Below are 22142 nucleotides of genomic sequence, written 5' to 3'. Positions count from 1 at the left end.
TTTGAGCGAATTGGTCGAGATATCTCGCCTGAAAAGCCCTAATTCTGGCTCTGGCTCTGCGTCTGGCCGGTGCTTTCGACCGTGACGTTGACGGCAAGATTCTCGCCGGGCATGCCGATCCGCATGCCGGAAACCGGTGCCGCGTCGCGGTAACAAAGGCCGGAAGCCACACGCACGTAACGGTCGTCCGGGCAGACATTGTTGGCGGGGTCGAAACCCACCCAGCCGAGGCCGGGGACATGAGCCTCTCCCCAGGCGTGGGTCGCCGCCTGCTCCGCCTTGCCCTCGGTCATCAGGTATCCGGAAATATAGCGCGCCGGTATCGACAAAGCGCGTGCGGCGGTCACGAAGATATGCGCGTGGTCCTGGCACACACCACTCTTTTTTTCGAGCGCCTGCTCGGCGGTCGTGTCGGTGTTGCTGGTGCCCGGTCGATAGTCCACCGCCTCGTGGATGGCAGCCATCAGTGCATGCAGGCGCGCCAGATCGTTGTCGCCGTTGATACCCTTGCTCAATTCCCTGGTCAGCTTGCCGGGTTTCGTTCGTTGCGTGTCGCGCAGGAAAAGCCATAGCGGGCAAAAACCAGCATGAGGGCCGATGACGCCGTTGCGGTCTTCCGTTTCGACCTCGCCTTCCGCAACGATGCGTGTCACCTTTTGTTCTCCCTGGAGAGACATGAGAGTGACGTGATTGCCGAACTGATCGTCGTATTCGACCTCGGGCTTTGCACCCTCGACATGGAGCGACCAGTTCAGGATCGTTTGGCCGCCAACCGTTGGGGGCGTCAGCCGCAATCGCTGCAGCGAGAAAGCCGAGGGTTCGTCGTAGCGGTATTCCGTGACGTGGCTAATCTTCAGTTTCATGTCTGCATCCGCCTATACGTAGAACCGGTAGCCATCGGAAATCTCCTGACCAAGCTGGTTGTTGCGCGAAACGAAGTCCTCGAGGAACTCATGCAGCCCCTGATCCATGATGTCTTTGATCGCTCGCGTCTTCAACGATTGACGGATCGCCTCCGCCGTCTTGTGCGCCGGCAGCTGCTCGCCGTAGTCCTTGGCGAGGTAGCCGAGTTCGCTGTTGATCTTCTCGTAGCAATAGGCGAGCGAACGCGGCATCTGGCCGTTGAGTATCAGGAAGTCGGCAATGTTCATGGCGCGATACTCGCCGTCATAGGCCCAGCTGTAGGAGCGGTGGGCGGAGACGGAGCGCAGGATCGATTCCCATTGGACATTGTCGATAGACGTGCCGACAGCCGATACGGCCGGCAGCAGCACGTAATATTTCACGTCGAGAATGCGGCTGGTGTTGTCCGCGCGCTCGATGAAGGTACCGATGCGGGCGAAATTGTATAGTTCGTTGCGCAGCATCGAACCATGCAGGGCGCCGCGGATCAGCCCGGCGCGGTGTTTGATGACATCGATCGCCTCCGGCATTTCAGCGGGCTTCAACCGCTTCGACAACAGCGTCTTCAGCTCGATCCAGAACTCGTTGGTCGCTTCCCAGGTCTCCCGCGTCAGCGCCGTACGCACCATGCGGGCGTTGTTGCGGCCATAGTCGACACAGGACATGACGCTCGAAGGGTTGGAGCGGTCGCGCAGAAGGTAGTCGATAGCGTCGGCGCTCGTCAGCTTTCCGTGACCTTCGTCAAACGCCTCGCGAACGCCTGCACTTTGCAGTACGCCATCCCAGTTGTCATCGGCCCCGGCGCTTCTCGTCAGCGACATGCGCAGTCCGGCATCGACGAGGCGCGCGATGTTCTCGGCGCGTTCGATGTAGCGGAACATCCAGTAGAGTCCGTTTGCAGTTCTTCCGAGCATCAGTCCTCCAATACCCAGGTGTCTTTTGTGCCGCCGCCCTGGCTTGAGTTGACCACGAGCGAGCCTTGTTTCAGCGCGACGCGCGTCAGTCCTCCGGGAATGATCTGGACCTTGTCGGAAACCAGCACGTAGGGGCGGAGATCGACATGGCGGGGCGCGATACCCTTGTTGACGAGGATCGGGACGGTAGAGAGCGAGAGCGTCGGTTGGGCGATATAGTTGCTCGGCCGTGCCTTCAGCTTCTCGGCAAATTCGGCGCGCTCCTTCTTGGAGGCCGTCGGGCCGACCAGCATGCCGTAGCCGCCGGAGCCGTGGACTTCCTTGACGACCAGCTCTTCGAGGTGTTCGAGCACGTATTTCAGGCTGGACGCTTCCGAGCAACGCCAGGTCGGGACATTTTCCAGAATTGCCTTCCGGCCGGTATAGAACTCGACGATCTCGGGCATGTAGGAATAGATCGCCTTGTCGTCGCAGATACCGGTGCCCGGCGCATTGGCGATGGTGATATTGCCCGAGCGGTAGACATCCATGATCCCGGGTATGCCGAGGGCCGAATCCTGGCGGAAGGTGAGGGGATCGAGGAAGTCGTCGTCGACGCGGCGGTAGAGCACGTCGATCGCCTCGTAGCCGCGCGTCGTGCGCATCTTCACCTTGCCGTCGATGACGCGCAGGTCCGAGCCCTCGACGAGCTCGACGCCCATGGTGTCGGCGAGGAACGAATGCTCGTAATAGGCCGAGTTGTAGATACCGGGCGTCAGTACCGCGACGCGTGGCTTGCCCTTGCAGCCCGGAGGTGCCAGCGACGCCAGGCTCTGGCGCAGCAGATAGGGATAGTCCTCGACCGGCCGAACCTTGTTCTCGTGGAACAGCTCGGGGAACATATGCATCATCGTTTCCCGGTTTTCCAGCATGTAGCTGACACCGGACGGTGTGCGGGCATTGTCCTCCAGCACGTAAAACTGGTCCTCGCCGGTGCGCACGATGTCAGTGCCGACGATGTGGGTGTAGACGCCGCCCGGTGGCCGGAAGCCGATCATCTCGGGCAGAAACGTATCGTTGCGCTCGATCAGTTCGCGCGGGATCCGGCCGGCGCGGATGATTTCCTGCTTGTGGTAGATATCATCGAGAAAGGCGTTGAGGGCGATGACCCGTTGTTCGATGCCCTGGGCGAGCTTGCGCCATTCGCGGCCTGAGATGATGCGCGGGATAATATCGAAGGGGATAAGCTTTTCAGAAGAATCGGCGTGGCCGTAGACCGCGAAGGTGATGCCGGTTTTCCGGAAGATGTTCTCCGCATCGCGGGACTTGGCAATCAGATGAGCCCGGTCTTGGCTATTGTACCACTCAAAGTATTTCTCGTAAGGCGTTCGCGGACTTTCGTCCCCGGTGATCATTTCATCAAATGCCAAAGGTGTGGCTCCCCTTTTTTCTTCATTTGAATACAACGCAAATGGCAATGCAAGAACCATGCTCATTTGCGTGGCAAGATTCGTAATTACGTCTGGTTGCCAAAAACAGCCGAAAAACTGGGCATTTATCGAGATCGCGCATCACAGGCCCGGTCGCCAATCGTTTCCGCCAGCCCATAGCTTAGGCATCTGGTTTGTTTTTGGCAGCCAGGCGATTCAATTTAGAGCGTTCGTCGTTTCCACGAGTGGCATCGAACACCCGCGAAACATGACAGTCATCGACCGCTGGTTGTCAGACGGCCGCAGGCAACGAAAAACGGCGGGATTTCTCCCGCCGTCCGTTCATTGCTAAAGCGCGAAGATTATGCGCGTTCGCGACGCTGGCCACCGTTGCCGCCGCGCGACGGACCACCGCGGCGATTGCCGCCATTGCCTTCGCGACGTTCGCCACCAGCGTTCTGCTGCGGGCCGCGGTCCTCGCCATGCTTGCGGGCCGGGCGGCCGTGAGCGTTGCGGGCGCCGGCACCCGGGTGGTGACGGTTTGCGTCGCCGCCGTTGGTGTTGTTGCCATGCGGCTGCGGGCGCTGCGGCTTGCGGGCAGGGCCGCCCGCACCACGGAAGTCCGAGGTTGCGACCAGATCGTTGTCAGGGCCTGCCGTTGCCGGTGCCGCTTCGCCACGGCGCTGGCCGCGGAAATCTTCGTTGCGCGCCGACATCGGCTGGCGCTCCGGACGCGGACGACGCTCGGGACGACCGCCACCGCGGTGACCTTCGCCACGGCCTTCGCCGCCGCGACCTTCACCACCACGACCCTGGCCGCGGTTGGCACCGCCGCCATTGTTGGCGCGCTTGGGTGTTGCGTTCATGTTGGCAGGCGCTGCGCCGCTGGCAACAGCGATGTTTATGCTCATCAGGCGCTCGATGTCGCGCAGCAGGCGCGTTTCGTCAGGCGCGCAGAAGGCGATCGCGATACCGTCACGACCGGCACGGGCCGTACGGCCGATGCGGTGGACATAGGCTTCGGCAACTTCCGGCAGGTCGTAGTTGTAGACGTGGCTGACGGCCGGGATGTCGATGCCGCGAGCGGCAACGTCGGTGGCGATCAGCGTCTTGATGTCGCCGTCCTTGAATGCCTTCAGGGCGCGCTCGCGCTGGCCCTGGCTCTTGTTGCCGTGGATCGATGCAACGGAATAGCCGACATGCTCGAGGTGCTTCATCAGCTTCTCGGCGCCATGCTTGGTGCGCAGGAAGACGATGGCGCGGCCATCCGGGTTTTCGCTGAGCGACTTTTTCAGGAGGTCGGTCTTGTCGTTCTTGCCGTTGACGAAGTGAACATACTGTTCGACCTTGTCGGCGGCCTTGCCCGGAGGCGTGACTTCGACCTTGACCGGATCGGTCAGGAAGTCGGCAGCGAGATCGGCAATCGCCTTCGGCATGGTGGCCGAAAACAGCATCGTCTGACGCTTCTTCGGCACCATCTTGGAGATCTTGCGCAGGTCGTGCACGAAGCCGAGGTCGAGCATCTGGTCGGCTTCGTCGAGCACTAGGTAGCGCACGGCCGTCAGGCCGATGGCGCGACGGTTGATAAGGTCGAGCAGGCGGCCCGGCGTGGCAACGAGAATGTCGGTGCCCTTTTCAAGCTGCAGTTGCTGCTTGTTGATCGAGACCCCGCCAACGACGACGTTGATGCGCAGGTGCGACTTGCGCAGGAAGTTCTTCAGGTTCATGGCGATCTGGTTCACCAGCTCGCGGGTCGGCGCCAGGATCAGCGTACGGGTTGTACGGTTGTCGGGGCGGCGTTCTTCCGGGATCAGCTTTTCGATCAGCGGCAGGCCGAAGGCGGCCGTCTTGCCGGTGCCGGTCTGTGCGAGGCCGATGAGGTCACGGCCTGCGAGGAGAAGCGGGATTGCCTTTTCCTGGATAGGGGTCGGCGTTTCGATGCCGAGCTGGAAAAGTGTAGCGACGATCGGCTTGGAAACACCAAGCGATTCAAAATTGGTCAAGTCATAACCTTTTTAGGGCGCGCCAAAACAATATCGCCGAAACGCGGGTTTGCGATCCGGTGTTACTCTGGCGTCAAGCACCCCGCGTGAAGTGGGAACTTGTCTTGTTGGAAAAAGCTTTCCAGCGCTTCTGCCGCGTCTTGGGATGCGGTCTATACGAAATGCGCTTTGTCCTTCTTCCTGCATCCTATTTGCTGGCAGGGGCACGCTCACGCGGCGGCCGGAAGGTGAAAGCTGACCTGCATTTGGTCTAGTTCGACGGGAAAGTCAAGGGGGAGCGTCTGGGAAAGCCGCATCGGGCGCCGCCGATGAGCGGCGCCCGCGAGCCGCATCGCCTTTCAATAAGGACAGACGCTAACGCGGTAAGCCTGTCCCCATCCGTTGCGCCGCCATTCGACGTGACAGCGTCGAGCGGGTTGATAGTAGCGGTACTGGGTCCGGTAGGCAGGATAGCCGCCATAGTAGGGTCGATAGGGCCGGTACGCCCTGTCAGGATACCCGTAGCGATAACCGTAGGCATACGGGTAGCCGTATCCGTCGGGGTAGCCATAGGTGTAGGGATAAGGACGCAGGGCCTGGGTGAGCAGTACGCCGCCGACCGCACCGGCTGCGACGCCACCCCAGAAGTCATTGGCCTCCGTCGGCCCCGCCGTGACGAGCGAAGCACCCGCCAAAGCCAGCGCCATCAGTCCAGTCGTCATGCGATTGCAAACTGCTGACATGATCGCCTCCTCTCGTCGACGAAGCCTGTTTTTGAAGCTGTCAGGAGGAAGTCGCAAAAGCGGCCAACTGAACCAGTCCAGCCTCACCGGGAAATTCTACCACAGATGAAAATGGTTTGCTTGCAGACAAGTCGCCGGATGCCGCCAATCGTAAAGCCACATTTGTGCCGGGCCCATCGACCGTCGCGGTCGTATGGTTAAAGCCTTGTTAAACGGCTTGCGTCTATAGTTGAGGAAGGACAGATTTTCGGATTGCGAGGCGCGTTTTTGAAATCGAGCGGTGACCTTCTCGAGCTGGCATGTCGCCGGATCGCAGATCTGGACAGCCCGGCGTATGTCAAGAACAGCGAGCTTCGCTACGTAGCGGTCAACGACGCCTATGCGGCATTCTTCGGTAAAGAGATTTCGGACTTCATCGGCCGTCGCAGCCGGGACCTGTTCGATCTGCCGGAGGAAGAGGAGCGGGAGGACAAGGAGCGTCGCGCTCTTGTCTTTGGCAGCGAGGAAAATGCGCTGTGCTTCTGCGCCGATGGCACCGGCCACGAACGCGTCCGGATCGAGAGTTTCGCGCCGTCGGAGAACCGCGTTTACGTGCTCGGTCTTTTCGACAAGAGCCGCCTTTCCAATCGTCGTATCCGGCATTCGTACATGGATGCTTCGGCCGTTCGCGAGGGCGAGAACGAGATAGACGGGAAGTACTGCGCGCTCGAGCATCCGGGAGACCTGATGCATGACGCAACGCGTGCGATGTCGCAGGGCCTGCTGATCGTTCAGGACGGGACGATCCTGCTCGCCAGCGATCCGCTCAGCGAAATTCTGTCGATCCCGGCGGAATACCTGGCTGTCGGACGTGGATGGATCGACCTCTTTCAGTTCTGCGCCCGCCGCGGCGATTTTCACGGCGAGGATGACGGTATCCTTCAAGGGTGGCGCGACAATATCGCCGCCAAGAGGCCAATTTCGACAGCCTTTCATGTCGCCGGCGAGCGCTGGGTCAATCTGGATGCCACCATCAGCGAGCGGCAACACTGGATCGCGCTTTTCACCGACGTTACGGAGATGAAGCAGCGGGAGGCGGAACTGGAGCGCCTGCTTTCGCGTGCCGAAGCGGCGGATCAGGTGAAGTCCGAATTCCTGGCCAACATGAGCCACGAAATCCGTACGCCGATGAATGGTGTGCTCGGTATGGCCGAACTGTTGGCGAAGACCGATCTGGACACGCGCCAAAAGACTTTCGTCGACATCATCGTCAAATCCGGCAGCGCGCTGGTGACCCTCATCAACGACATCCTCGACTTCTCGAAGATCGATGCAGGTCAGATGACCTTGCGCCGCACCACCTTTGATCTGGTCGAGGCAATCGAGGACGTCGCGACGCTGATGTCCTCGTCGGCGTCGGAGAAGAACATCGAATTGCTGGTGCGTACCGCGCCGGATCTGCCCTCCGCGGTGGTGGGGGACGCGGGCCGCTTTCGGCAGATCGTCACCAATCTCGTCGGCAATGCCGTCAAGTTCACGGAGCGCGGCCACGTCGTCGTCGATCTCGGGTTCGTGTCCGGTGCGGACGGCGAGATCATGGCGAGCCTGCGGGTCGAGGACACTGGCATCGGCATTTCGCAGGACAAGCTCGAAGCGATCTTCGACAAGTTTTCTCAGATCGATTCGTCCTCCACGCGCCGCCATGAAGGCACCGGGCTCGGTCTCGCGATAACAGCAGGTCTCGTTGATCTGTTTGGCGGCTATATCGAGGTCGACAGCGATCCGGGCGCGGGTTCGGTCTTTACCGTCACCCTGCCGTTTGCCGTGGCGGCAGCGCGCCTTGCGCCGAAGCAGCTGCCAGCAAACGTGAAGGACGCGCGCATCCTGGTGATCGACGACAATGCGGTCAACCGCCAGATCCTGACCGAGCAACTGGCACTATGGGGCTTCGATGGCGCAGCGGCGGAGGACGGTCCCGCTGGGATTGCCATTCTTGAAGCCGCTCGCGAAGCGAATGTTGAAGTCGACGCCCTGGTGCTCGACTACCAGATACCCGGCATGAACGGCGCGCAGATCGCACGCAAGCTTCGAGCGGATCACCGCTTCGAACGGCTGCCGATCATATTTCTGACGTCGATGGACGTTTCCGGGACGGACAAGGAGTTTGCGGCGCTCAACGGTCAGGCTTACCTGATGAAGCCTGCCCGGGCGAAGGTTCTTCGCAATACGATTGCCGACGTGGTCAGGGCCAGCCGGATGGGGCAGCTTTCCGAAGAGGTGACCGCATGGTCGCTCCCGGAGGTGACTTCACCGTCAAGACAGGCTGCGCTGTCATTGCCTGACCGCCATTCGGCGGCGTCCATCGACGTGCTTGTCGCCGAGGACAACGAAGTCAATCAGATCGTGTTCACGCAAATCCTGCGGGAAACGGGCCTGAGCTTCCTTGTCGTCGGAAACGGTCAGGAAGCCGTGCACGCCTGGGAAAAGCATACGCCGCGCATCATCATGATGGACGTGTCGATGCCGGTGATGAACGGGCATGACGCAACGCGCGCCATTCGGAAGAGGGAAAGCGGGCAGGGACAATGCGTACCGATCATCGGGGTCACCGCACACGCGCTCGAGGCAGACCGCGATCTCTGCCTGGATTCAGGGATGGATGACTACATGTCGAAACCGATCAGCCCCGAACTGCTTGAGGCAAAGCTCAGGCTTTGGTTGGGCGACGCGAGCAGCAGTCCAGCCGTTCAGTCCGTCAGGATTTGATGCCGCAAAGCATCTCACGCTTGCCAGCGAAGCCGCCGCGGCGCTCCACGGCAAATCCGGCGGCAATCAGGTTACGCCGGACGAAACCGGCGGCGGCGTAGGTGGCGAAGCTGCCGCCAGGAATGGTTTTTTCGCAGACCAGATGCAGCAGTTCCGCCGACCACATGTCGGCGTTGCGGGACGGTGCGAAGCCATCCAGATACCAGGCGTCAAACCCTTGCCGTGCCGCGGCAACTCCCTCGAAGGCGCGGCCACAGACGACGCTGAGCGTGGTTTGGGCGTCCAATGCGAGGGAAACCGTCCCTTGCGGCGTTTCCGGCCAGGCGTCTCCCAAAGCCCGGCGCTCGGCGTCGATCTCCGGCCAGTGCGACAGGGCGCGATCGATCTCGTCGCTGCGCATGGGGTAGAGCTCGAACGACATGAAATGCAGGTGCTGGCCGTGCGAGCGCTGCAACTTCCATTGTCGCCATGTCTCGGCAAAGTTCAGGCCGGTGCCGAAGCCCAGCTCGCCGATCAGAAACGAGTTCGACCCACGCCAGCGTTGCGGCAGGCCGTTGCCTGCAAGGAAGACGTGATCGCATTCCAGTCGTCCATCGGTCTGGCAATAAAAGTGGTCGCCAAAAGCCGGTGAATAGGGCATATCGCCGTCGCGCCATTCAAGCGGCTGGTTTGCCCTGCCAATCTGATCGGGATCTGTATCTGTCATGCCAACAGCCGATAGTCCGGCCTTGCCTTCGGGTCAATCGTGCGTAGCACTGCTGATCGTCGGTGGCGGCATCATGGGCCTTTGGGCTGCGGTTCACGCGGAACGCCTGGGGATCGATACGCTGCTGGTCGACGCGGGACGGCTTGGGCAGGGTGCCAGCGGTGGACTGCTGGGCGCCTTGATGCCGCACATGCCGGACAAGTGGAATGCCAAGAAGCAGTTCCAGTTCGACGCGCTCGTCTCACTCGAAGCCGACATTTCGGTTCTGGAAGGCGAGACTGGCCTTTCGGCCGGGTACCGGCGCTCGGGGCGGCTCATTCCGTTGCCCAAGCCGCATTTGCGCGACATTGGGCTAGGACATTCTCGCGATGCCGACGTGCGCTGGATTGCCGACGAGCGGCGCTTCCAGTGGGAAGTGGTCGATGTGCCGCCGGTCACAGGTTGGCTCAATCCTGTTGCCGGCGCGAGTGGCTTCGTGCATGACACGCTTGCCGCCCGGGTCGCTCCGAGGTCGCTCATAGGCGTCCTGGCTGCATTTCTGCGGCGCGCAAGGCATGTCAGGATTTTTGAGGATGTCACCATTGGCAATCTTGATCTCCGGCGCGGTATCGCCGAGACGTCCGCCGGGAACATTGCCTTCGGCCGGTGTATCGTGGCTGCGGGACACCGTTCCTTTCCGTTGCTGGAGCGATACACGAGTGACCTGACGCAGCCGCTCGGACAGCCGGTCAAAGGGCAGGCGGCGTTGCTCAAGGCGGACGTCGACCCGTGCTACCCGACAATTTTCCGTGATGGTCTCTATGTCGTTGCGCACGAGGGTGGCCATGTCGCCGTTGGCAGCACCAGCGAGAACCGCTTCGACGATCCTTTGTCCACCGACGGCCAGCTGGACGGATTGCTCGAGGCCGCAAGGCGACTCGTTCCTGCGCTCGCGGAAGCACCGGTCATCGAACGCTGGGCCGGTCTCAGGCCGAAAGCGATTGATCGCGACCCCATGGTGGGTAGTCATCCCGCACATGAAAAGCTCATTGCATTGACCGGCGGCTTCAAGGTCAGCTTCGGACTGGCGCATCGCCTGGCGGAGGCCGCCGTTCACGAAGCTATCGGCCAGACGCCATCCTTCAGGTTGCCTGACAGCTTTCTGCTTGCCAGTCACATTCGCGTGGCTTCACGCTAGACGTGAATCGGCATTCCCTGCCTTTCGTCATTCTGTCATGCAAATCACCTATCTGCTAACGCAACAACGGAGCGGCGGAGGTGCTGCGCCGTTTGCCGAGGGAGGGAGCCGCATGCGTTACGCCATCTGTTTCACGCCTGCTGCGGGCGATGCCCTTTCGCACGTGGCCGCGAATTGGTTGGGTCGGAACGTGTTTTCCGGCGAGATGGTCGAACCTACGTCGATACGCGGGCTGAGCATACACGAGATCGCGTTCCACACGGCGGTGCCGAGACGGTACGGATTCCACGGAGTTCTCAAGGCGCCGTTTCGGCTTGCGCCGGATGTTTCCGAAGCTCAACTTTTGCGCGACATGATGCGGTTCTGCGGGACATTGGCACCGTTTCACATCCGACAGCTGGAAGTCGCACGGATGGGCGGGTTCTATAGCTTGGCGCCGTCGTTGCCCTGCGAACATGTCCATTATCTCGCGTCGGCGGTGGTGCAGGAGTTCGATCGCTTCCGTTCACCACTCAGCGAAGCGGACATCGAACGCAGCGATCCCGATGGTCTCTCTGCTGCGCAGTTCGCCAATCTGTATCGTTGGGGAAGTCCCTACGTGATGGATGAGTTTCGGTTTCACATGCCGCTGACAGGTCCGGTCAACCATGTCGATATGCCGCGGATCGAGCTGGCGCTCCGCAACGTCTTCGAACCGGTTCTCGCCGATCCGATCAGGGTGTCGAGTGTCGCGCTGATGGTCGAGGAAGGCAACGGCGGGCCGTTCAGGGTGCATTCCCTGCATCCGATGGGCAAGGTCAGCGCACGCAAGGAACGGGTGGCGGTCGCGGTCTAAGAGGTTGTGCCGTAAACGTAAAACCCTGTTTCCTACTTTCCGCCTCGACATTCCGCCCCCGGATGCTACCGTTCGCGCGACTTTCCGGAAGGTGATTTCATGGTATCCGAGACTTATCCGCGCAATCTTGTCGGCTATGGCCGCAATACCCCCGATCCGAAGTGGCCGGGCGATGCGCGCGTGGCCGTTCAGTTCGTGATCAATTACGAGGAGGGTGGCGAAAGCTCGATCCTCGATGGCGATCCGGCTGCCGAGAACCTGCTGTCGGAAATCGTGGGCGCAGCGGCCTGGCCGGGTCAACGCAATCTGAACATGGAATCGATCTACGAGTATGGCTCTCGGGCCGGCTTCTGGCGGCTATGGCGGATGTTCACCGAACTCAAGGTGCAGGCCACCGTCTACGGCGTGACGCTCGCCATGGCCCGCAACCCGGAGGCGGTTGCTGCGATGAGGGAAGCAGGCTGGGAGATCGCCAGCCACGGCTACCGCTGGCTGGAGTACAAGGATTTTCCGGAGGATCTGGAGCGCAAGCACATTCTCGAAGCGGTACGGCTGCACACGGAGCTGACCGGCGAGCGGCCCTATGGCATGTATCAGGGCAAGCCTTCCGACAACACCCTGCGGCTGGTGCAGGAAGAGGGCGGTTTCCTTTATTCTTCCGACTCTTACGCCGACGATCTTCCCTATTGGGTGAAGGGAGTGGACGAGAAGCCGTTCCTGATCGTTCCCTACACGCTTGAAACCAACGACATGCGCTTTGCGACGCCGCAAGGCTTCAATTCCGGCGACCAGTTCTTCGCCTATCTCAAGGATGCGTTCGACACGCTGTATGAGGAGGGCAAGGCAGGCAGCGCGAAGATGCTGTCGGTTGGCCTGCACTGCCGCCTCGTCGGACGTCCCGGCCGTGCAGCAGCGCTGAGGCGGTTTATGGAATATGTGTTGAAGCACGACAAGGTGTGGATCCCACGCCGCGTGGAGATTGCCGAGCACTGGCACAAGCATCACAAACCGGAAACGATCTGATGATTTCACGCGACGAATTCGTGTCCCGCTTCGGCGGTGTGTTCGAGCATTCTCCCTTCATTGCCGAGCGGACCTACGACGACGGCTTCGTCGGCGAAAAGCTGGATGTCGACCGGGTTCACACGGCACTTGTGGCGATCTTTCGATCGGCGAGCCCGGAGGAGCAGCTCGGCGTGCTGCGCGCGCACCCGGATCTTGCCGGGCGACTGGCGATTGCCGGCGAGCTGACTGAGGACAGCAAAAAGGAACAGGCGGGCGCCGGTCTCGACCGGCTGAGTATCGAGGAGCATGCACGCTTCACAGCGCTCAACACAGCCTATGTCGAAAAGTTCGGCTTTCCGTTTATCATCGCCGTGAAGGGTCTGAACAAGGACGACATTTTGGCTGCATTCGAAAAGCGGATCGACAACAGCCGCGACGAGGAATTTGCGACGGCGACGGCGCAGGTGGAGCGGATTGCATTGCTTCGGCTGACGGCGCTGCTGCCCGACCGCTGAGTGGCGTCACAGTGCCACTTTTCTCTTTTGCATCCGTGGCTTATAGTTGCGAAACAGGAGGTCGACCGCGATGAAGCCATCCGAGGTGCTGGAGAGAAACAGGCAGGCGATCCGCGAGGCGACGAAGCGCTTTAACGCGACTAACCCGCGCGTGTTCGGCTCGGTGGCGCGGGGCGAGGATCGCGTAGATAGCGACCTCGATATTCTGGTGGATGCACTGCCGGGAAGCACGTTGCTGACATTGGGTGGCCTGCAGGATGCACTGGATCAGATGATGATCGGGACGTCGATACATCTGCTTACACTCGGAGATTTTCCAGAGGCCATCCGCTGCCGTGTGCTGGAGGAAGCCAAGCCCATATGAGTCCAGAACGCATTGCCTATCTTTTGGATCGCATGGGCCAGTCCGCGTCTGACGCTCACTCCATGTTAAAGAATGTCAGCAAGGCTGATTTTCTGGACAATCTGGTTTTGCAGCGTGCGGTTGGCATGAGCTTGCTCATGGCATCGGAGATTGCGACGCAACTGCTTAAAGCGCATCCAGAGTTCATCGATGAACATCCGGAATTTCCGTGGAGTGCGATGCGCGGCATGCGAAATCGCATTGCGCATGGATATTTCGACATCGACCTAGAAAAGGTCTGGGCAACCGCCAAAGACGATATCCCGGACCTACTGGCCGCACTCAATTCTATTCGCCACTGGCATAGGGAGGGTGAATAGACGTGGCAGACTTTCTCGACATCCAGCCTCTCACCAAGGCTGCCTTCGCGCCCTTCGGCGATGTCATCGAAGCCGATCCGGCAACTATGCGGCATATCAACAACGGCACGACTGAACGGTTTCACGCGCTGGCCGCGGCAGAGGCGACGGGCGAGGGTGCGCGCGTCATCATCAACCTGTTTCGCGGCCAGCCGCGCAGCTTTCCCTACCAGATCGGGATGATGGAGCGGCACCCGTTCGGCAGCCAGAGCTTCTCGCCAATTTCGGGCGGACCGTTTCTCGTCGTCGTATCCGAGGATCAAGACGGTCGTCCGGGGCGGCCGCGGGTCTTTCTGGCGCGCGGTGACCAAGGCGTGAACTATCACCGCAATGTCTGGCATCATCCATTGATGTCGCTTGGCGCCGTCAGCGATTTCGTCGTCGTCGATCGTGACGGGCCGGGTAACAATCTGGAGGAATTCTTCTTCGAAACGCCCTTCACTATTAGAGAGCCTGCCCTATGACCGGACTGACCACCCATGTCCTAGACACCGCCTCCGGCAAGCCGGCCGAAGGTCTACGGATTGAACTTTTCCGGATCGAAGGCGACGTTCGGCACATCATCAAGACGGTGATCACCAATTCGGATGGCCGGGTCGATGGTGGCGCGATCCTTGCCGGCAAGAGCTTCAAGTCGGGCACCTACGAGCTGATGTTTCATGCCGGCGACTATCTGCGAGGCTCTGGCGTCGCACTGCCGCATCCGGCCTTCCTCGATCTGGTGCCGATCCGCTTCGGCATTGCGGACGAGGCGGCGCACTATCACGTGCCGCTGTTGATCTCGCCTTATGGCTATTCGACCTACCGCGGCAGCTGACCGATGTGTTCTGCCGCCATGGCAAGCAGCAGCAGCTTCTATTGGCGTCCGGCGATGATCGACGAGTTGACGTCGTTGATGTCGCGTTTTCCGCAAAGCGCCATGGTCACATCCAGTTCCTTGCGCAGGATGCTGAGTGCCAGGTTGACGCCGTCCTTGCCCATGGCTCCGAGGCCGTAGAGGAAGGGGCGACCGATATAGGTACCCTTGGCGCCAAGGGCGATGGCTTTCAGAATGTCCTGGCCGGAGCGGATGCCGCCGTCGAGGTGGATCTCGATCTTGTGGCCGACGGCGTCGACGATCTGCGGCAGCATGCTGATCGAGGAAGGCGCGCCGTCGAGCTGGCGGCCGCCATGATTGGAAACGATGATGGCATCGGCGCCGGTCTCCGCTGCGGATTTCGCATCCTCGACGTCGCAGATACCCTTGATGATCAACGGGCCGCCCCATTTTTCCTTGATCCAGGCGACGTTTTCCCACGAAAGCTGCGGATCGAACTGCTCGGCGGTCCAGGCGGAAAGCGACGAGAGGTCCGAGACGTTCGTGGCGTGGCCGACGATGTTGCCAAAGCTGCGGTGCTTGGTCTGCAACATCTCGAGGCACCACAGGGGACGCGTCGCCATCTGCCAGATGTGCTTTGGCGTGAACTTCGGTGGGGCGGAGAGGCCATTGCGCAAGTCCTTGTGGCGCTGGCCGAGGACCTGCAAGTCAGCGGTAAGCACCAACGCCGAGCATTTCGCAGCCTTGGCGCGGTTGATGAGGCTGAGGACAAAGTCCTTGTCCTTCATCACGTATAGCTGGAACCAGAACGGCTTCGTCGTAACTGAGGCGACATCCTCGAGCGAGCAAATGCTCATGGTCGATAGTGTAAACGGAACGCCAGCCTCTTCGGCCGCTTGCGCCGCCAGCATTTCGCCATCGGCGCGCTGCATGCCGGTCATGCCGGTGGGTGCGAGAGCGACCGGCATCGACACCTTCTGACCGATCATCGTTGTCTCGAGCGTCCGATTCGTCATGTCGACCAGCACGCGCTGGCGCAGCTTGATTTTGGCGAAATCGCTCTCGTTCGCCCGGTACGTCGATTCCGTCCACGCGCCGGAATCCGCATAGTCGAAAAACATCTTCGGGACGCGGCGCTGGGCACGGTCCTTGAGGTCGGCGATGGTGAGAGGAGTGGCCATGGACAAGACTTTCACATCTGAATAGTGCGATGGCCTTAACATGATTTCAGGGCAAGTGTTATTGGAAATTCCGATGATGCGGTGGCGAGCGAGCGAGCAATGATTGCCTCCGCGAGGCCGGGCGCCTGACGGTTGTTCGGATGCCGCCCATCCGGCTGACGGAGAAATGTCGCCGATCAGCAAGACGCTCGCAGCGATCCGCCTTCACATCGTGCTCTTGGCGGCGACGCCCGCAACATAGGTTTCGACGACCGCCCGGTCGTCGCCCATTGTCTGCAGCAGGAAGAGTTCCTCCGCCAGCGTTTTCACCACCTCCATCTTCAGCGCCATGGCAGGAGTCGCGGCGGCGTCAAGGACGACGATGTCGGCGTCCGTGCCAGTGTCCAGCGTGCCGATTCTGTCGGCCAACGAGAGGGAGAGGGCGTTGCCCAGCGTCATGTAGTAGTAGCTCTCCAGCGGGTTCAAGCGCTCGCCGAGGAGTTGCTGGATCTTGTAGGCCTCATCCATGGTGCGCAGCATGGAGTAGCTCGAGCCGCCGCCGATATCGGTGGCGACACCTATTCGAACCGGCTTGTCGCGGCTGGCCAGCGCCTTCAGCGGGAAGAGGCCCGAGCCGAGGAAAAGGTTGGAGGTCGGGCAATGCACCGCGACCGAGCCTGCCTCGCTCATCGCATCCGCCTCGCGCTCGGAGAGGTGGATGCAATGGCCAAACAATGTCCTGTCGCCCAGCAGGCCGTAGCGGGCGTAGATGTCGGTGTAGTCGATTGCTTCGGGGTAGAGTTCGCAGGTGAACCTGATCTCGTCGTGGTTCTCGGAGAGGTGGGTCTGGATGTGCAGGTCGGGAAACTCGCGGGCCAGCGCCTGGGTCGCCTCCATCTGCGCCGGCGTGGAGGTTATGGCGAAGCGGGGGGTGATGGCAACGTGGTTGCGGCCCTTGCCGTGCCAGTCCGCAATCACCTGCCGGGTTTCGTCGTAACCCATCTGTGGCGTGTCGAGCAGGCCCTGCGGTGCGTTGCGGTCCATCATCACCTTGCCGCCGACCATGCGCATGTTCCGTCTCAGGGCCTCGGCGAAGTAGGCATCGGCCGAGGTCTTGTGGACGGAGCAATAGGCGACCGCCGTCGTCGTGCCGTGGCGGACGAGTTCATCGTAGAAATGCGTGGCGATGCGTTGGGCATGTGCGCTTTCGACAAAGCGGCACTCCTCGGGGAAGGTATAGGTATTCAGCCACTCCAGGAGGTTTCCCGCATAGGAGGCGATCACCTGCATCTGTGGGAAGTGCAGGTGCATGTCGATGAAGCCGGGCATGATCAGATGCGGCCGGTGGTCGATCATGATCGTATCCGCCGGCGCACCGGCGCTAACCTCGTCAAAGGCGCCGCAGGCGACGATCAGCCCGTTGTTGAGCAGCAGCCCTCCGTCGCTTTCATAGAGATAGCTGTCGGTATCGGCCAGGCTCTGCGGAGCCCGCAGGAAAGACAGCAGCCGGCCGCGGAGGAGGGTGTATGTCATGGGCTTCCTTTGCCGATCGGATGTTGTCGTTGCATTCCGGCGCCGAATGATCGGCATCACGGCGGACCGGTGTTGCATCGCCTAAGAACGAGGTGTCCCGACCTTCAGACGACGATTTACGGCGCCGGCTGTGCGGCGATTGCCGCCGGTGACGCGGCGCAGCCGTATAACGTCTTGCTATCGAATACCAGCGTTGCCCTGAAGCCATAGTTCCGATCGGACATACCGTCTGAGCACTCCGCCTTCAAGAGCGTCAGCTTGAAGGGAGACGGCCCGCCGCCGACCGTCCAGACCGCACCGCCCTCAACCGTGACCGGTCCCGGGTTGGCGCTTTTGACGTCGTCCTTGCCCGGTCGGCTGAAGGTTACGGCGTCGGCACGGATCCTGACCGCCCAGAACGGTTCCGTCCCCAGCGCATTGAGGTCGCCGGCAAGCTCGCTTGCCATCGCCTCTGGGCCAGAATCTTGCGCCACCGCAGCGGTCGCCATATGGCCGCAGAAGGTCAGGGCGCAGACCAGGACGCGCGTCGCTCCGGGAGCCGCCTTCATTGCTGTGTTCCGTCAACGGCGCTTTCGAACCATGCAACCAGCAGCTTTCGTTCGTCAGGCGTAACGTCGGTCACGTTGCCGGGCGGCATGGCATGGCTGCGGCCCGCTTGAATATAGATCTCGCGGGCATGGGCAGCAATTTCCGCGTCGGTTTCGAGGACGACGTCGTTTGGCGGTCGCGACAATCCCTCATAGACGGGCTCGGCGGCGTGGCACATCGAACAGCGCGTCGAGACGAGTTGCTTCACCGCAGGAAAATGCGGGTCACCGGCGAATTGCTTAAACGCCGGAGCCACGGCTTCCGCCGCGGCCTCTTTCTCGCCGGTCAACACCTTCGGCACCGTCGAGAGCCACATGATCAGGATGAACAGGATGACCGTGGCGATCCACGTCCAGGTCGGGCGTCCCTTGCGGGCATGGGTGGTGTTGAACCAGTGGCGGATGGTGACGCCCATCAGGAAGACGAGCGCTGCGATCACCCAGTTGTAGGCCGTGCCGAAGGCCAATGGGTAGTGATTGGACAGCATGAAGAAGATGACGGGGAGCGTCAGGTAGTTGTTGTGCAGCGAGCGCTGCTTGGCGATGGCGCCGTATTTCGCATCCGGCGTGCGGCCGGCGATCAGGTCGGCGACGACGATCTTCTGGTTCGGGATGATGATCATGAAAACGTTTGCCGACATGATCGTCGCGGTGAAGGCGCCGAGATGCAGGAAGGCGGCGCGGCCGGTGAAGAGCTGGGTATAGCCCCAGGCCATGAACACCAGCACGGCATAAAGCACCACCATCAAGCCCCAGGTGTTCTTGCCGATCGGCGATTTGCAAAGCAGGTCGTAGACGATCCAGCCGACGGCGAGCGACGCCAGTGAAATCAGGATGGCGACCGGCGCGCTGACATCGAGTACATGGCGATCGATGAGGAAGAGATCGGCACCGCCGTAGTAGACAATGCAGAGCATCAGGAAGCCGGAGAGCCAGGTGAAATAGCTCTCGTACTTGAACCAGGTCAGGTGCTCCGGCATCTGCGCCGGCGCCACGAGATATTTCTGGATATGGTAGAAGCCGCCCCCGTGTACCTGCCATTCCTCGCCGTAGGCGCCCGGCGGAAGATGCGGACGCTTTACCAGCCCCAGATCGAGCGCGATGAAATAGAACGACGAGCCGATCCAGGCGATCGCGGTGACGACGTGGAACCAGCGGGCGGCAAAGGCCAACCATTCCCACGCTATGGCGTATTCGTACATCGAGGTCCCCTGTACTTCCTCCGATTCAGTACTGTGCAAAAAGTTGAACCCGGAGGAAAGGGGAAACACGTTATTCCGACATCTTCCCCAGGATGATGAAGGTGCGGTCGTCCCTTTGGATTTTACCGAAAACGGCTGCAGCGGCATCGACGCGGGATGCTGGTGCGAATTGCCCGGGCAGTTCCGGCAGGCGATCATCCGGCCCGATCGTCAGCCAGTCCAGCGTGGCACTGCGCCTGAAGTGCAATACTTCCACATCGCTGGCGCGCACAAGAACGAGTGCCCAGTCACCTTCACCACCTTGATACCGGATTTGCGACAGATGCGCGTTCACTCGCTCGCTCACCGCTAGGTTCTTGTCCAGCCTTTCCTGATATGGTCCGAGGCTGCACAAGGTGTCGAAATGCCTGTCGATCAGAGAGCGAGCTGGCCGCAGGTCCCCCGGCTTCAGACGGCCGAAATCGACCTGGGGCGCATAGCAGCCAGCCAGTAGAGCCAGGGCAGCTGGCGTCATTGCGACGATCTCAAGCTTGCGAACATAGATGGTCAGCCTCTCCTTACCGGCCCTCGCAACCCAGTTCAATGGATTGGCGTAGTTCTGCAGGTTGTATTTTTATTCCCCTTGCAATTACGCGAAATATTACTCATTCAAAATTTAGCAAGTATTGAAATACGAAGACTCGGTTACACTTTTCTTTGAGGCCGCCGGATGAGGTCGAACCCGCATCGCTACGGCGATGCATTCATCGACGGAGAAGATGCCGATGCGCAGCATTCTTGTGTTTTTGATGATTGCCTTTGCATCAGGTGTCCATGCCCATGACGCGCCATCGGGCTGGACCTACGAGCCCTTCTGCTGCAACGGCGACGAAGAGACCGGCGATTGCCAGATGATTCCTCCAAAGACCGTCGTGATTACACCACACGGATACCGTGTCACGTTGCTGCCTGGGGATCATCGCCTTGTCACCCACGCCCATGTCTTTGTTCTGCCGATGACCCGGGCGATGAAATCGGGTGACGGCGATTACCACCTGTGCCTCTTCCCCAATGAAGACACACCACGTTGCTTCTATGCGCCGGAGATGGGGTACTGAAGCCCGGCAGGGTCGCTTCGGTTGATCTCCTCGAGGATCCAGTTTCGGAACGCCTTTATTTTCGGGACGTTGCGGCGACCTTCGGCATACACCAGCCAGTATCCGCGGCCGTCGTTGCAGGTCATCTCGAACGGCTGAAAAAGTCGTCCCTGCGCTATCTCGTCGCCGTAGAAGGCAGGGGTGAGAATCGCGACCCCTTGGCCAGCCATTGCCGCGCTCGCTTCGAAGGTCTGTGAACCATACTGGCTGCGCGGTCGCGCCTCCAGTCCAAGATCCTGGAGACCGGCTGCTGCGAACCATTGTTGCCACCATGGGTCGGTCGCGCCAATGATGGGCAGCTTCAGCAGATCTTCCGGCCGCCGAATGCCGCCGACGCTTTCGGCAAGCTTAGGGCTCAGCATAGGCGTGAAATCGGTCTCCATCAGCCTATCGGCCAACAGGCCGCGCCAGTTGCCGGTGCCTGAGCGGATCGCGACATCGACGGATTCCCTGGTGAAGTCCACGAGCGTCTCCGACGTCGACAGCCGTACTGCAATGGCCGGATGCGCGAGCTGGAAAGAGCCAAGACGGCGCGCCAGCCAGTGCGACGCATAGGTCGCGATGGTGTTGATCAGCAATGTCGACTGGATCTCGCCTCGTCCTTCCGCCATCGCCTCGTTCAGCAGCGAAAAAGCGTCCGTCACCTTGGGCTGCATTCGCGCACCGGCGTCGGTGAGTTCGATCCGGCGCGGGCGGCGGAGGAACAGAAGTTCACCGATATTCTCTTCCAGCAGTTTTACCTGATAGCTGACTGCCGTCTGCGTCATGCCGAGTTCTTCGCCGGCCTTGGTGAAACTGCCGAGCCGGGCAACGGCCTCGAAGACGCGCAACGCATTCAGCGGAAACTGCTTCGATAGCTTCATGGATAAGTTCTCTATGGATAAGTGTTCTTGATGCATGCAGACGGTTGTTCGATTGGAATTGCAGCATTTTCCGTCGCAAACTGCAAGTCAACACATAAACTCATTGAGGTGACGTGATGGACAGCACCCATATTGAACGACTGCAACGGAGTACTGTTTCCGGCCTATCCCAATGGCTTTCGACTATGGGCCGAAGGCTGGCGTGGCGCCTTGCACGATCGGAGCGTCTGGATCTCGAAGGCATGCCCGATCGCGTCAAGCGGGATCTTGGCTTCATGGACGGGCGCGACCCGCGCTATGATGCGGAACTGCGGCGGTAGGCGGCGAGAGCGGTGAGAATCTCGGCAGCGGTCATCGCGGCGATCACTTCCGGCCGCTTGTCACGCACCGCCGAGCCGCCGATCGGCAATGTCAGCCGATCCACCCATGCCCTTTCGCCCGTCCCTTCGCGCACCAGCCAGCGTGCGAAGGTGGCTCGCTTGGTGGCTGAGCCTATCATGCCGGTGTAGGCTAGGTCGGTGCGGGCGAGCGCCTCGCGGGCGATCAGGAAATCTAGCGCATGGTCGTGAGTGAGGATCACCACGGCCGCGCCGGCGGGCATACCCTTCACCAATGCTTCCGGCATCGGGGTCAGACGGGTTGCCGTCTCCGTCGGCAGGTTCGCGAGTTCCTCCTGGCGGGTTTCAATTACCGTGACCGCAACCGGCAGAGGCGCGAGCGCGGCCGCCAGCGCGCGACCAACATGCCCCGCGCCGAATAGATACACTTCCGGCTGACTTTCGGCCTCACTGCTCCGTTTCCGCTCCAGTTCGGCGATAACCGCGGCGTTCACACGCCGAAAGCGCAACTGCGTGCGTCCGCCACAGCATTGGCCTATCTCGGGACCAAGCGGAATGTCCATCATTTCGCTGCCGCCGGAACCGTCTAGCAGCTGTCGTGCGTTCGCGATCGCCAGAAATTCGAACTGCCCGCCGCCGATCGTGCCCCACAGGGAGCGTTCGGATACGAACATGAACGTTCCGGCCTCGCGCGGGGTTGAGCCTTGCGTGCTGATGATCTCGATGAGGGTTGTGGCGGCATGCGTCGCCAGGAAGGAGCGGAAATCCCCTTTGGGAACAAAACCGGACGGGACTTCGCGCCGCGTCATG

Annotated in this window: 24 protein-coding genes; 11 read left to right on the top strand and 13 right to left on the bottom strand. The window is 60.9% G+C overall.

Annotated features, from left to right (window positions below):
- Nucleotides 1-38: 38 nt before the first annotated feature.
- The 5 genes from ASC90_RS26080 to ASC90_RS26060 form a co-directional block, all read right to left on the bottom strand.
- Complete coding sequence (locus tag ASC90_RS26080; protein ID WP_056547149.1) at nucleotides 39-863, bottom strand: transglutaminase family protein; 825 nt, start codon at nucleotides 861-863, stop codon at nucleotides 39-41.
- A gap of 12 nt (nucleotides 864-875) precedes the next feature.
- Nucleotides 876-1817 carry an alpha-E domain-containing protein gene (locus tag ASC90_RS26075; RefSeq protein WP_056547146.1) on the bottom strand — a complete coding sequence of 314 codons (942 nt, stop codon included), beginning with the start codon at nucleotides 1815-1817 and terminating at the stop codon, nucleotides 876-878.
- Nucleotides 1817-3226, bottom strand: coding sequence for a circularly permuted type 2 ATP-grasp protein (locus ASC90_RS26070; RefSeq protein WP_056547143.1), 1410 nt, complete (start codon nucleotides 3224-3226; stop codon nucleotides 1817-1819). The genes ASC90_RS26075 and ASC90_RS26070 overlap by 1 nt, the downstream gene beginning before the upstream one ends.
- A gap of 362 nt (nucleotides 3227-3588) precedes the next feature.
- Entirely contained in the window at nucleotides 3589-5229 is a 1641-nt protein-coding gene (locus ASC90_RS26065; protein WP_056547140.1) for a DEAD/DEAH box helicase, read from the bottom strand.
- Between the two features lie 338 nt (nucleotides 5230-5567).
- On the bottom strand, nucleotides 5568-5951 hold the full coding sequence (locus ASC90_RS26060; protein WP_056547137.1) for a hypothetical protein: 384 nt from the start codon (nucleotides 5949-5951) through the stop codon (nucleotides 5568-5570).
- A 267-nt stretch (nucleotides 5952-6218) separates the two neighbouring features.
- Here ASC90_RS26060 and ASC90_RS26055 point away from each other — a divergent pair, with 267 nt between their 5' ends.
- Complete coding sequence (locus ASC90_RS26055) at nucleotides 6219-8696, top strand: response regulator (protein ID WP_056547134.1); 2478 nt, start codon at nucleotides 6219-6221, stop codon at nucleotides 8694-8696.
- Here ASC90_RS26055 and mnmD read toward each other — a convergent pair.
- Nucleotides 8686-9402 (bottom strand): tRNA (5-methylaminomethyl-2-thiouridine)(34)-methyltransferase MnmD, encoded by a 717-nt coding sequence (gene mnmD, locus ASC90_RS26050; protein ID WP_056547129.1) that lies wholly within the window; start codon nucleotides 9400-9402, stop codon nucleotides 8686-8688. The genes ASC90_RS26055 and mnmD overlap by 11 nt on opposite strands.
- Between mnmD and ASC90_RS26045 the strand changes: the two genes are divergently transcribed.
- The 8 genes from ASC90_RS26045 (at nucleotide 9401) to uraH (ending at nucleotide 14513) form a co-directional block, all read left to right on the top strand.
- A complete protein-coding gene (locus tag ASC90_RS26045; protein ID WP_056547126.1) occupies nucleotides 9401-10579 on the top strand; it encodes an FAD-binding oxidoreductase in 1179 nt (392 codons plus the stop codon). The two genes, mnmD and ASC90_RS26045, sit on opposite strands and share 2 nt — an antisense overlap.
- A 112-nt stretch (nucleotides 10580-10691) precedes the next feature.
- On the top strand, nucleotides 10692-11414 hold the full coding sequence (locus ASC90_RS26040; protein WP_056547123.1) for a DUF1045 domain-containing protein: 723 nt from the start codon (nucleotides 10692-10694) through the stop codon (nucleotides 11412-11414).
- Between the two features lie 99 nt (nucleotides 11415-11513).
- Complete coding sequence (gene puuE, locus ASC90_RS26035) at nucleotides 11514-12437, top strand: allantoinase PuuE (RefSeq protein WP_056547121.1); 924 nt, start codon at nucleotides 11514-11516, stop codon at nucleotides 12435-12437.
- Complete coding sequence (gene uraD / locus ASC90_RS26030) at nucleotides 12437-12934, top strand: 2-oxo-4-hydroxy-4-carboxy-5-ureidoimidazoline decarboxylase (RefSeq protein WP_056547118.1); 498 nt, start codon at nucleotides 12437-12439, stop codon at nucleotides 12932-12934. The genes puuE and uraD overlap by 1 nt, the downstream gene beginning before the upstream one ends.
- A 70-nt stretch (nucleotides 12935-13004) precedes the next feature.
- A complete protein-coding gene (locus tag ASC90_RS26025; protein ID WP_056547112.1) occupies nucleotides 13005-13298 on the top strand; it encodes a nucleotidyltransferase family protein in 294 nt (97 codons plus the stop codon).
- The gene (locus tag ASC90_RS26020; protein ID WP_056547109.1) at nucleotides 13295-13657 is read left to right on the top strand and encodes a HepT-like ribonuclease domain-containing protein; all 363 of its coding nucleotides are present in this window, start codon (nucleotides 13295-13297) and stop codon (nucleotides 13655-13657) included. The genes ASC90_RS26025 and ASC90_RS26020 overlap by 4 nt, the downstream gene beginning before the upstream one ends.
- Nucleotides 13658-13659: 2 nt before the next feature.
- Nucleotides 13660-14160, top strand: a complete 501-nt coding sequence (locus ASC90_RS26015; protein WP_056547106.1) for an ureidoglycolate lyase — start codon at nucleotides 13660-13662, stop codon at nucleotides 14158-14160.
- Nucleotides 14157-14513: a hydroxyisourate hydrolase gene (gene uraH, locus ASC90_RS26010; RefSeq protein ID WP_056547103.1), complete on the top strand. Its 357-nt coding sequence runs from the start codon at nucleotides 14157-14159 to the stop codon at nucleotides 14511-14513. The genes ASC90_RS26015 and uraH overlap by 4 nt, the downstream gene beginning before the upstream one ends.
- 38 nt (nucleotides 14514-14551) lie before the next feature.
- Here uraH and ASC90_RS26005 read toward each other — a convergent pair whose 3' ends face one another.
- The 5 genes from ASC90_RS26005 to ASC90_RS25985 form a co-directional block, all read right to left on the bottom strand.
- Nucleotides 14552-15694 (bottom strand): alpha-hydroxy acid oxidase, encoded by a 1143-nt coding sequence (locus ASC90_RS26005; RefSeq protein ID WP_056547100.1) that lies wholly within the window; start codon nucleotides 15692-15694, stop codon nucleotides 14552-14554.
- Between the two features lie 204 nt (nucleotides 15695-15898).
- Complete coding sequence (gene guaD, locus ASC90_RS26000; RefSeq protein ID WP_056547097.1) at nucleotides 15899-17206, bottom strand: guanine deaminase; 1308 nt, start codon at nucleotides 17204-17206, stop codon at nucleotides 15899-15901.
- A 116-nt stretch (nucleotides 17207-17322) separates the two neighbouring features.
- Nucleotides 17323-17754, bottom strand: coding sequence for a hypothetical protein (locus ASC90_RS25995; protein ID WP_056547093.1), 432 nt, complete (start codon nucleotides 17752-17754; stop codon nucleotides 17323-17325).
- On the bottom strand, nucleotides 17751-18995 hold the full coding sequence (locus tag ASC90_RS25990; RefSeq protein WP_056547092.1) for a urate hydroxylase PuuD: 1245 nt from the start codon (nucleotides 18993-18995) through the stop codon (nucleotides 17751-17753). The genes ASC90_RS25995 and ASC90_RS25990 overlap by 4 nt, the downstream gene beginning before the upstream one ends.
- A gap of 70 nt (nucleotides 18996-19065) precedes the next feature.
- The gene (locus tag ASC90_RS25985) at nucleotides 19066-19578 is read right to left on the bottom strand and encodes a hypothetical protein (protein WP_056547089.1); all 513 of its coding nucleotides are present in this window, start codon (nucleotides 19576-19578) and stop codon (nucleotides 19066-19068) included.
- A 181-nt stretch (nucleotides 19579-19759) separates the two neighbouring features.
- Here ASC90_RS25985 and ASC90_RS25980 point away from each other — a divergent pair, with 181 nt between their 5' ends.
- Nucleotides 19760-20092, top strand: coding sequence for a hypothetical protein (locus tag ASC90_RS25980; protein WP_056547292.1), 333 nt, complete (start codon nucleotides 19760-19762; stop codon nucleotides 20090-20092).
- Here ASC90_RS25980 and ASC90_RS25975 read toward each other — a convergent pair.
- Nucleotides 20068-20994 (bottom strand): LysR substrate-binding domain-containing protein, encoded by a 927-nt coding sequence (locus ASC90_RS25975; protein WP_056547086.1) that lies wholly within the window; start codon nucleotides 20992-20994, stop codon nucleotides 20068-20070. The genes ASC90_RS25980 and ASC90_RS25975 overlap by 25 nt on opposite strands.
- A gap of 116 nt (nucleotides 20995-21110) precedes the next feature.
- Here ASC90_RS25975 and ASC90_RS29025 point away from each other — a divergent pair, with 116 nt between their 5' ends.
- Complete coding sequence (locus ASC90_RS29025; RefSeq protein ID WP_156393145.1) at nucleotides 21111-21314, top strand: hypothetical protein; 204 nt, start codon at nucleotides 21111-21113, stop codon at nucleotides 21312-21314.
- Here the strand turns inward: ASC90_RS29025 and xdhC are convergent.
- Nucleotides 21290-22141 carry a xanthine dehydrogenase accessory protein XdhC gene (xdhC, locus tag ASC90_RS25970; RefSeq protein WP_056547083.1) on the bottom strand — a complete coding sequence of 284 codons (852 nt, stop codon included), beginning with the start codon at nucleotides 22139-22141 and terminating at the stop codon, nucleotides 21290-21292. The genes ASC90_RS29025 and xdhC overlap by 25 nt on opposite strands.
- Between the last annotated feature and the right edge of the window lies 1 nt (nucleotide 22142).

Origin of the sequence: Rhizobium sp. Root1220 (assembly GCF_001426265.1) — a bacterium.
In the GTDB taxonomy this organism is placed as follows: Bacteria; Pseudomonadota; Alphaproteobacteria; order Rhizobiales; family Rhizobiaceae; genus Rhizobium.
The sequence above is the reverse complement of the archived record's forward strand: the minus strand, read 5'-3'. Positions and strand labels throughout refer to the sequence as shown.

Bases quoted from the DNA above. Each gene is read 5' to 3' on its own strand.
- guaD (WP_056547097.1), bottom strand. From the start codon at position 17,206: ATGACATACACCCTCCTCCGCGGCCGGCTGCTGTCTTTCCTGCGGGCT.
- ASC90_RS25975 (WP_056547086.1), bottom strand. From the start codon at position 20,994: ATGAAGCTATCGAAGCAGTTTCCGCTGAATGCGTTGCGCGTCTTCGAG.
- ASC90_RS29025 (WP_156393145.1), top strand. From the start codon at position 21,111: ATGGACAGCACCCATATTGAACGACTGCAACGGAGTACTGTTTCCGGC.
- ASC90_RS25995 (WP_056547093.1), bottom strand. From the start codon at position 17,754: ATGAAGGCGGCTCCCGGAGCGACGCGCGTCCTGGTCTGCGCCCTGACC.
- ASC90_RS26005 (WP_056547100.1), bottom strand. From the start codon at position 15,694: ATGGCCACTCCTCTCACCATCGCCGACCTCAAGGACCGTGCCCAGCGC.
- uraH (WP_056547103.1), top strand. From the start codon at position 14,157: ATGACCGGACTGACCACCCATGTCCTAGACACCGCCTCCGGCAAGCCG.
- ASC90_RS26080 (WP_056547149.1), bottom strand. From the start codon at position 863: ATGAAACTGAAGATTAGCCACGTCACGGAATACCGCTACGACGAACCC.
- ASC90_RS26040 (WP_056547123.1), top strand. From the start codon at position 10,692: ATGCGTTACGCCATCTGTTTCACGCCTGCTGCGGGCGATGCCCTTTCG.
- xdhC (WP_056547083.1), bottom strand. From the start codon at position 22,141: ATGACGCGGCGCGAAGTCCCGTCCGGTTTTGTTCCCAAAGGGGATTTC.
- ASC90_RS25990 (WP_056547092.1), bottom strand. From the start codon at position 18,995: ATGTACGAATACGCCATAGCGTGGGAATGGTTGGCCTTTGCCGCCCGC.
- ASC90_RS26045 (WP_056547126.1), top strand. From the start codon at position 9,401: ATGCCAACAGCCGATAGTCCGGCCTTGCCTTCGGGTCAATCGTGCGTA.
- ASC90_RS25980 (WP_056547292.1), top strand. From the start codon at position 19,760: ATGCGCAGCATTCTTGTGTTTTTGATGATTGCCTTTGCATCAGGTGTC.
- ASC90_RS26075 (WP_056547146.1), bottom strand. From the start codon at position 1,817: ATGCTCGGAAGAACTGCAAACGGACTCTACTGGATGTTCCGCTACATC.
- ASC90_RS26020 (WP_056547109.1), top strand. From the start codon at position 13,295: ATGAGTCCAGAACGCATTGCCTATCTTTTGGATCGCATGGGCCAGTCC.
- mnmD (WP_056547129.1), bottom strand. From the start codon at position 9,402: ATGACAGATACAGATCCCGATCAGATTGGCAGGGCAAACCAGCCGCTT.
- puuE (WP_056547121.1), top strand. From the start codon at position 11,514: ATGGTATCCGAGACTTATCCGCGCAATCTTGTCGGCTATGGCCGCAAT.
- uraD (WP_056547118.1), top strand. From the start codon at position 12,437: ATGATTTCACGCGACGAATTCGTGTCCCGCTTCGGCGGTGTGTTCGAG.
- ASC90_RS26025 (WP_056547112.1), top strand. From the start codon at position 13,005: ATGAAGCCATCCGAGGTGCTGGAGAGAAACAGGCAGGCGATCCGCGAG.
- ASC90_RS26060 (WP_056547137.1), bottom strand. From the start codon at position 5,951: ATGTCAGCAGTTTGCAATCGCATGACGACTGGACTGATGGCGCTGGCT.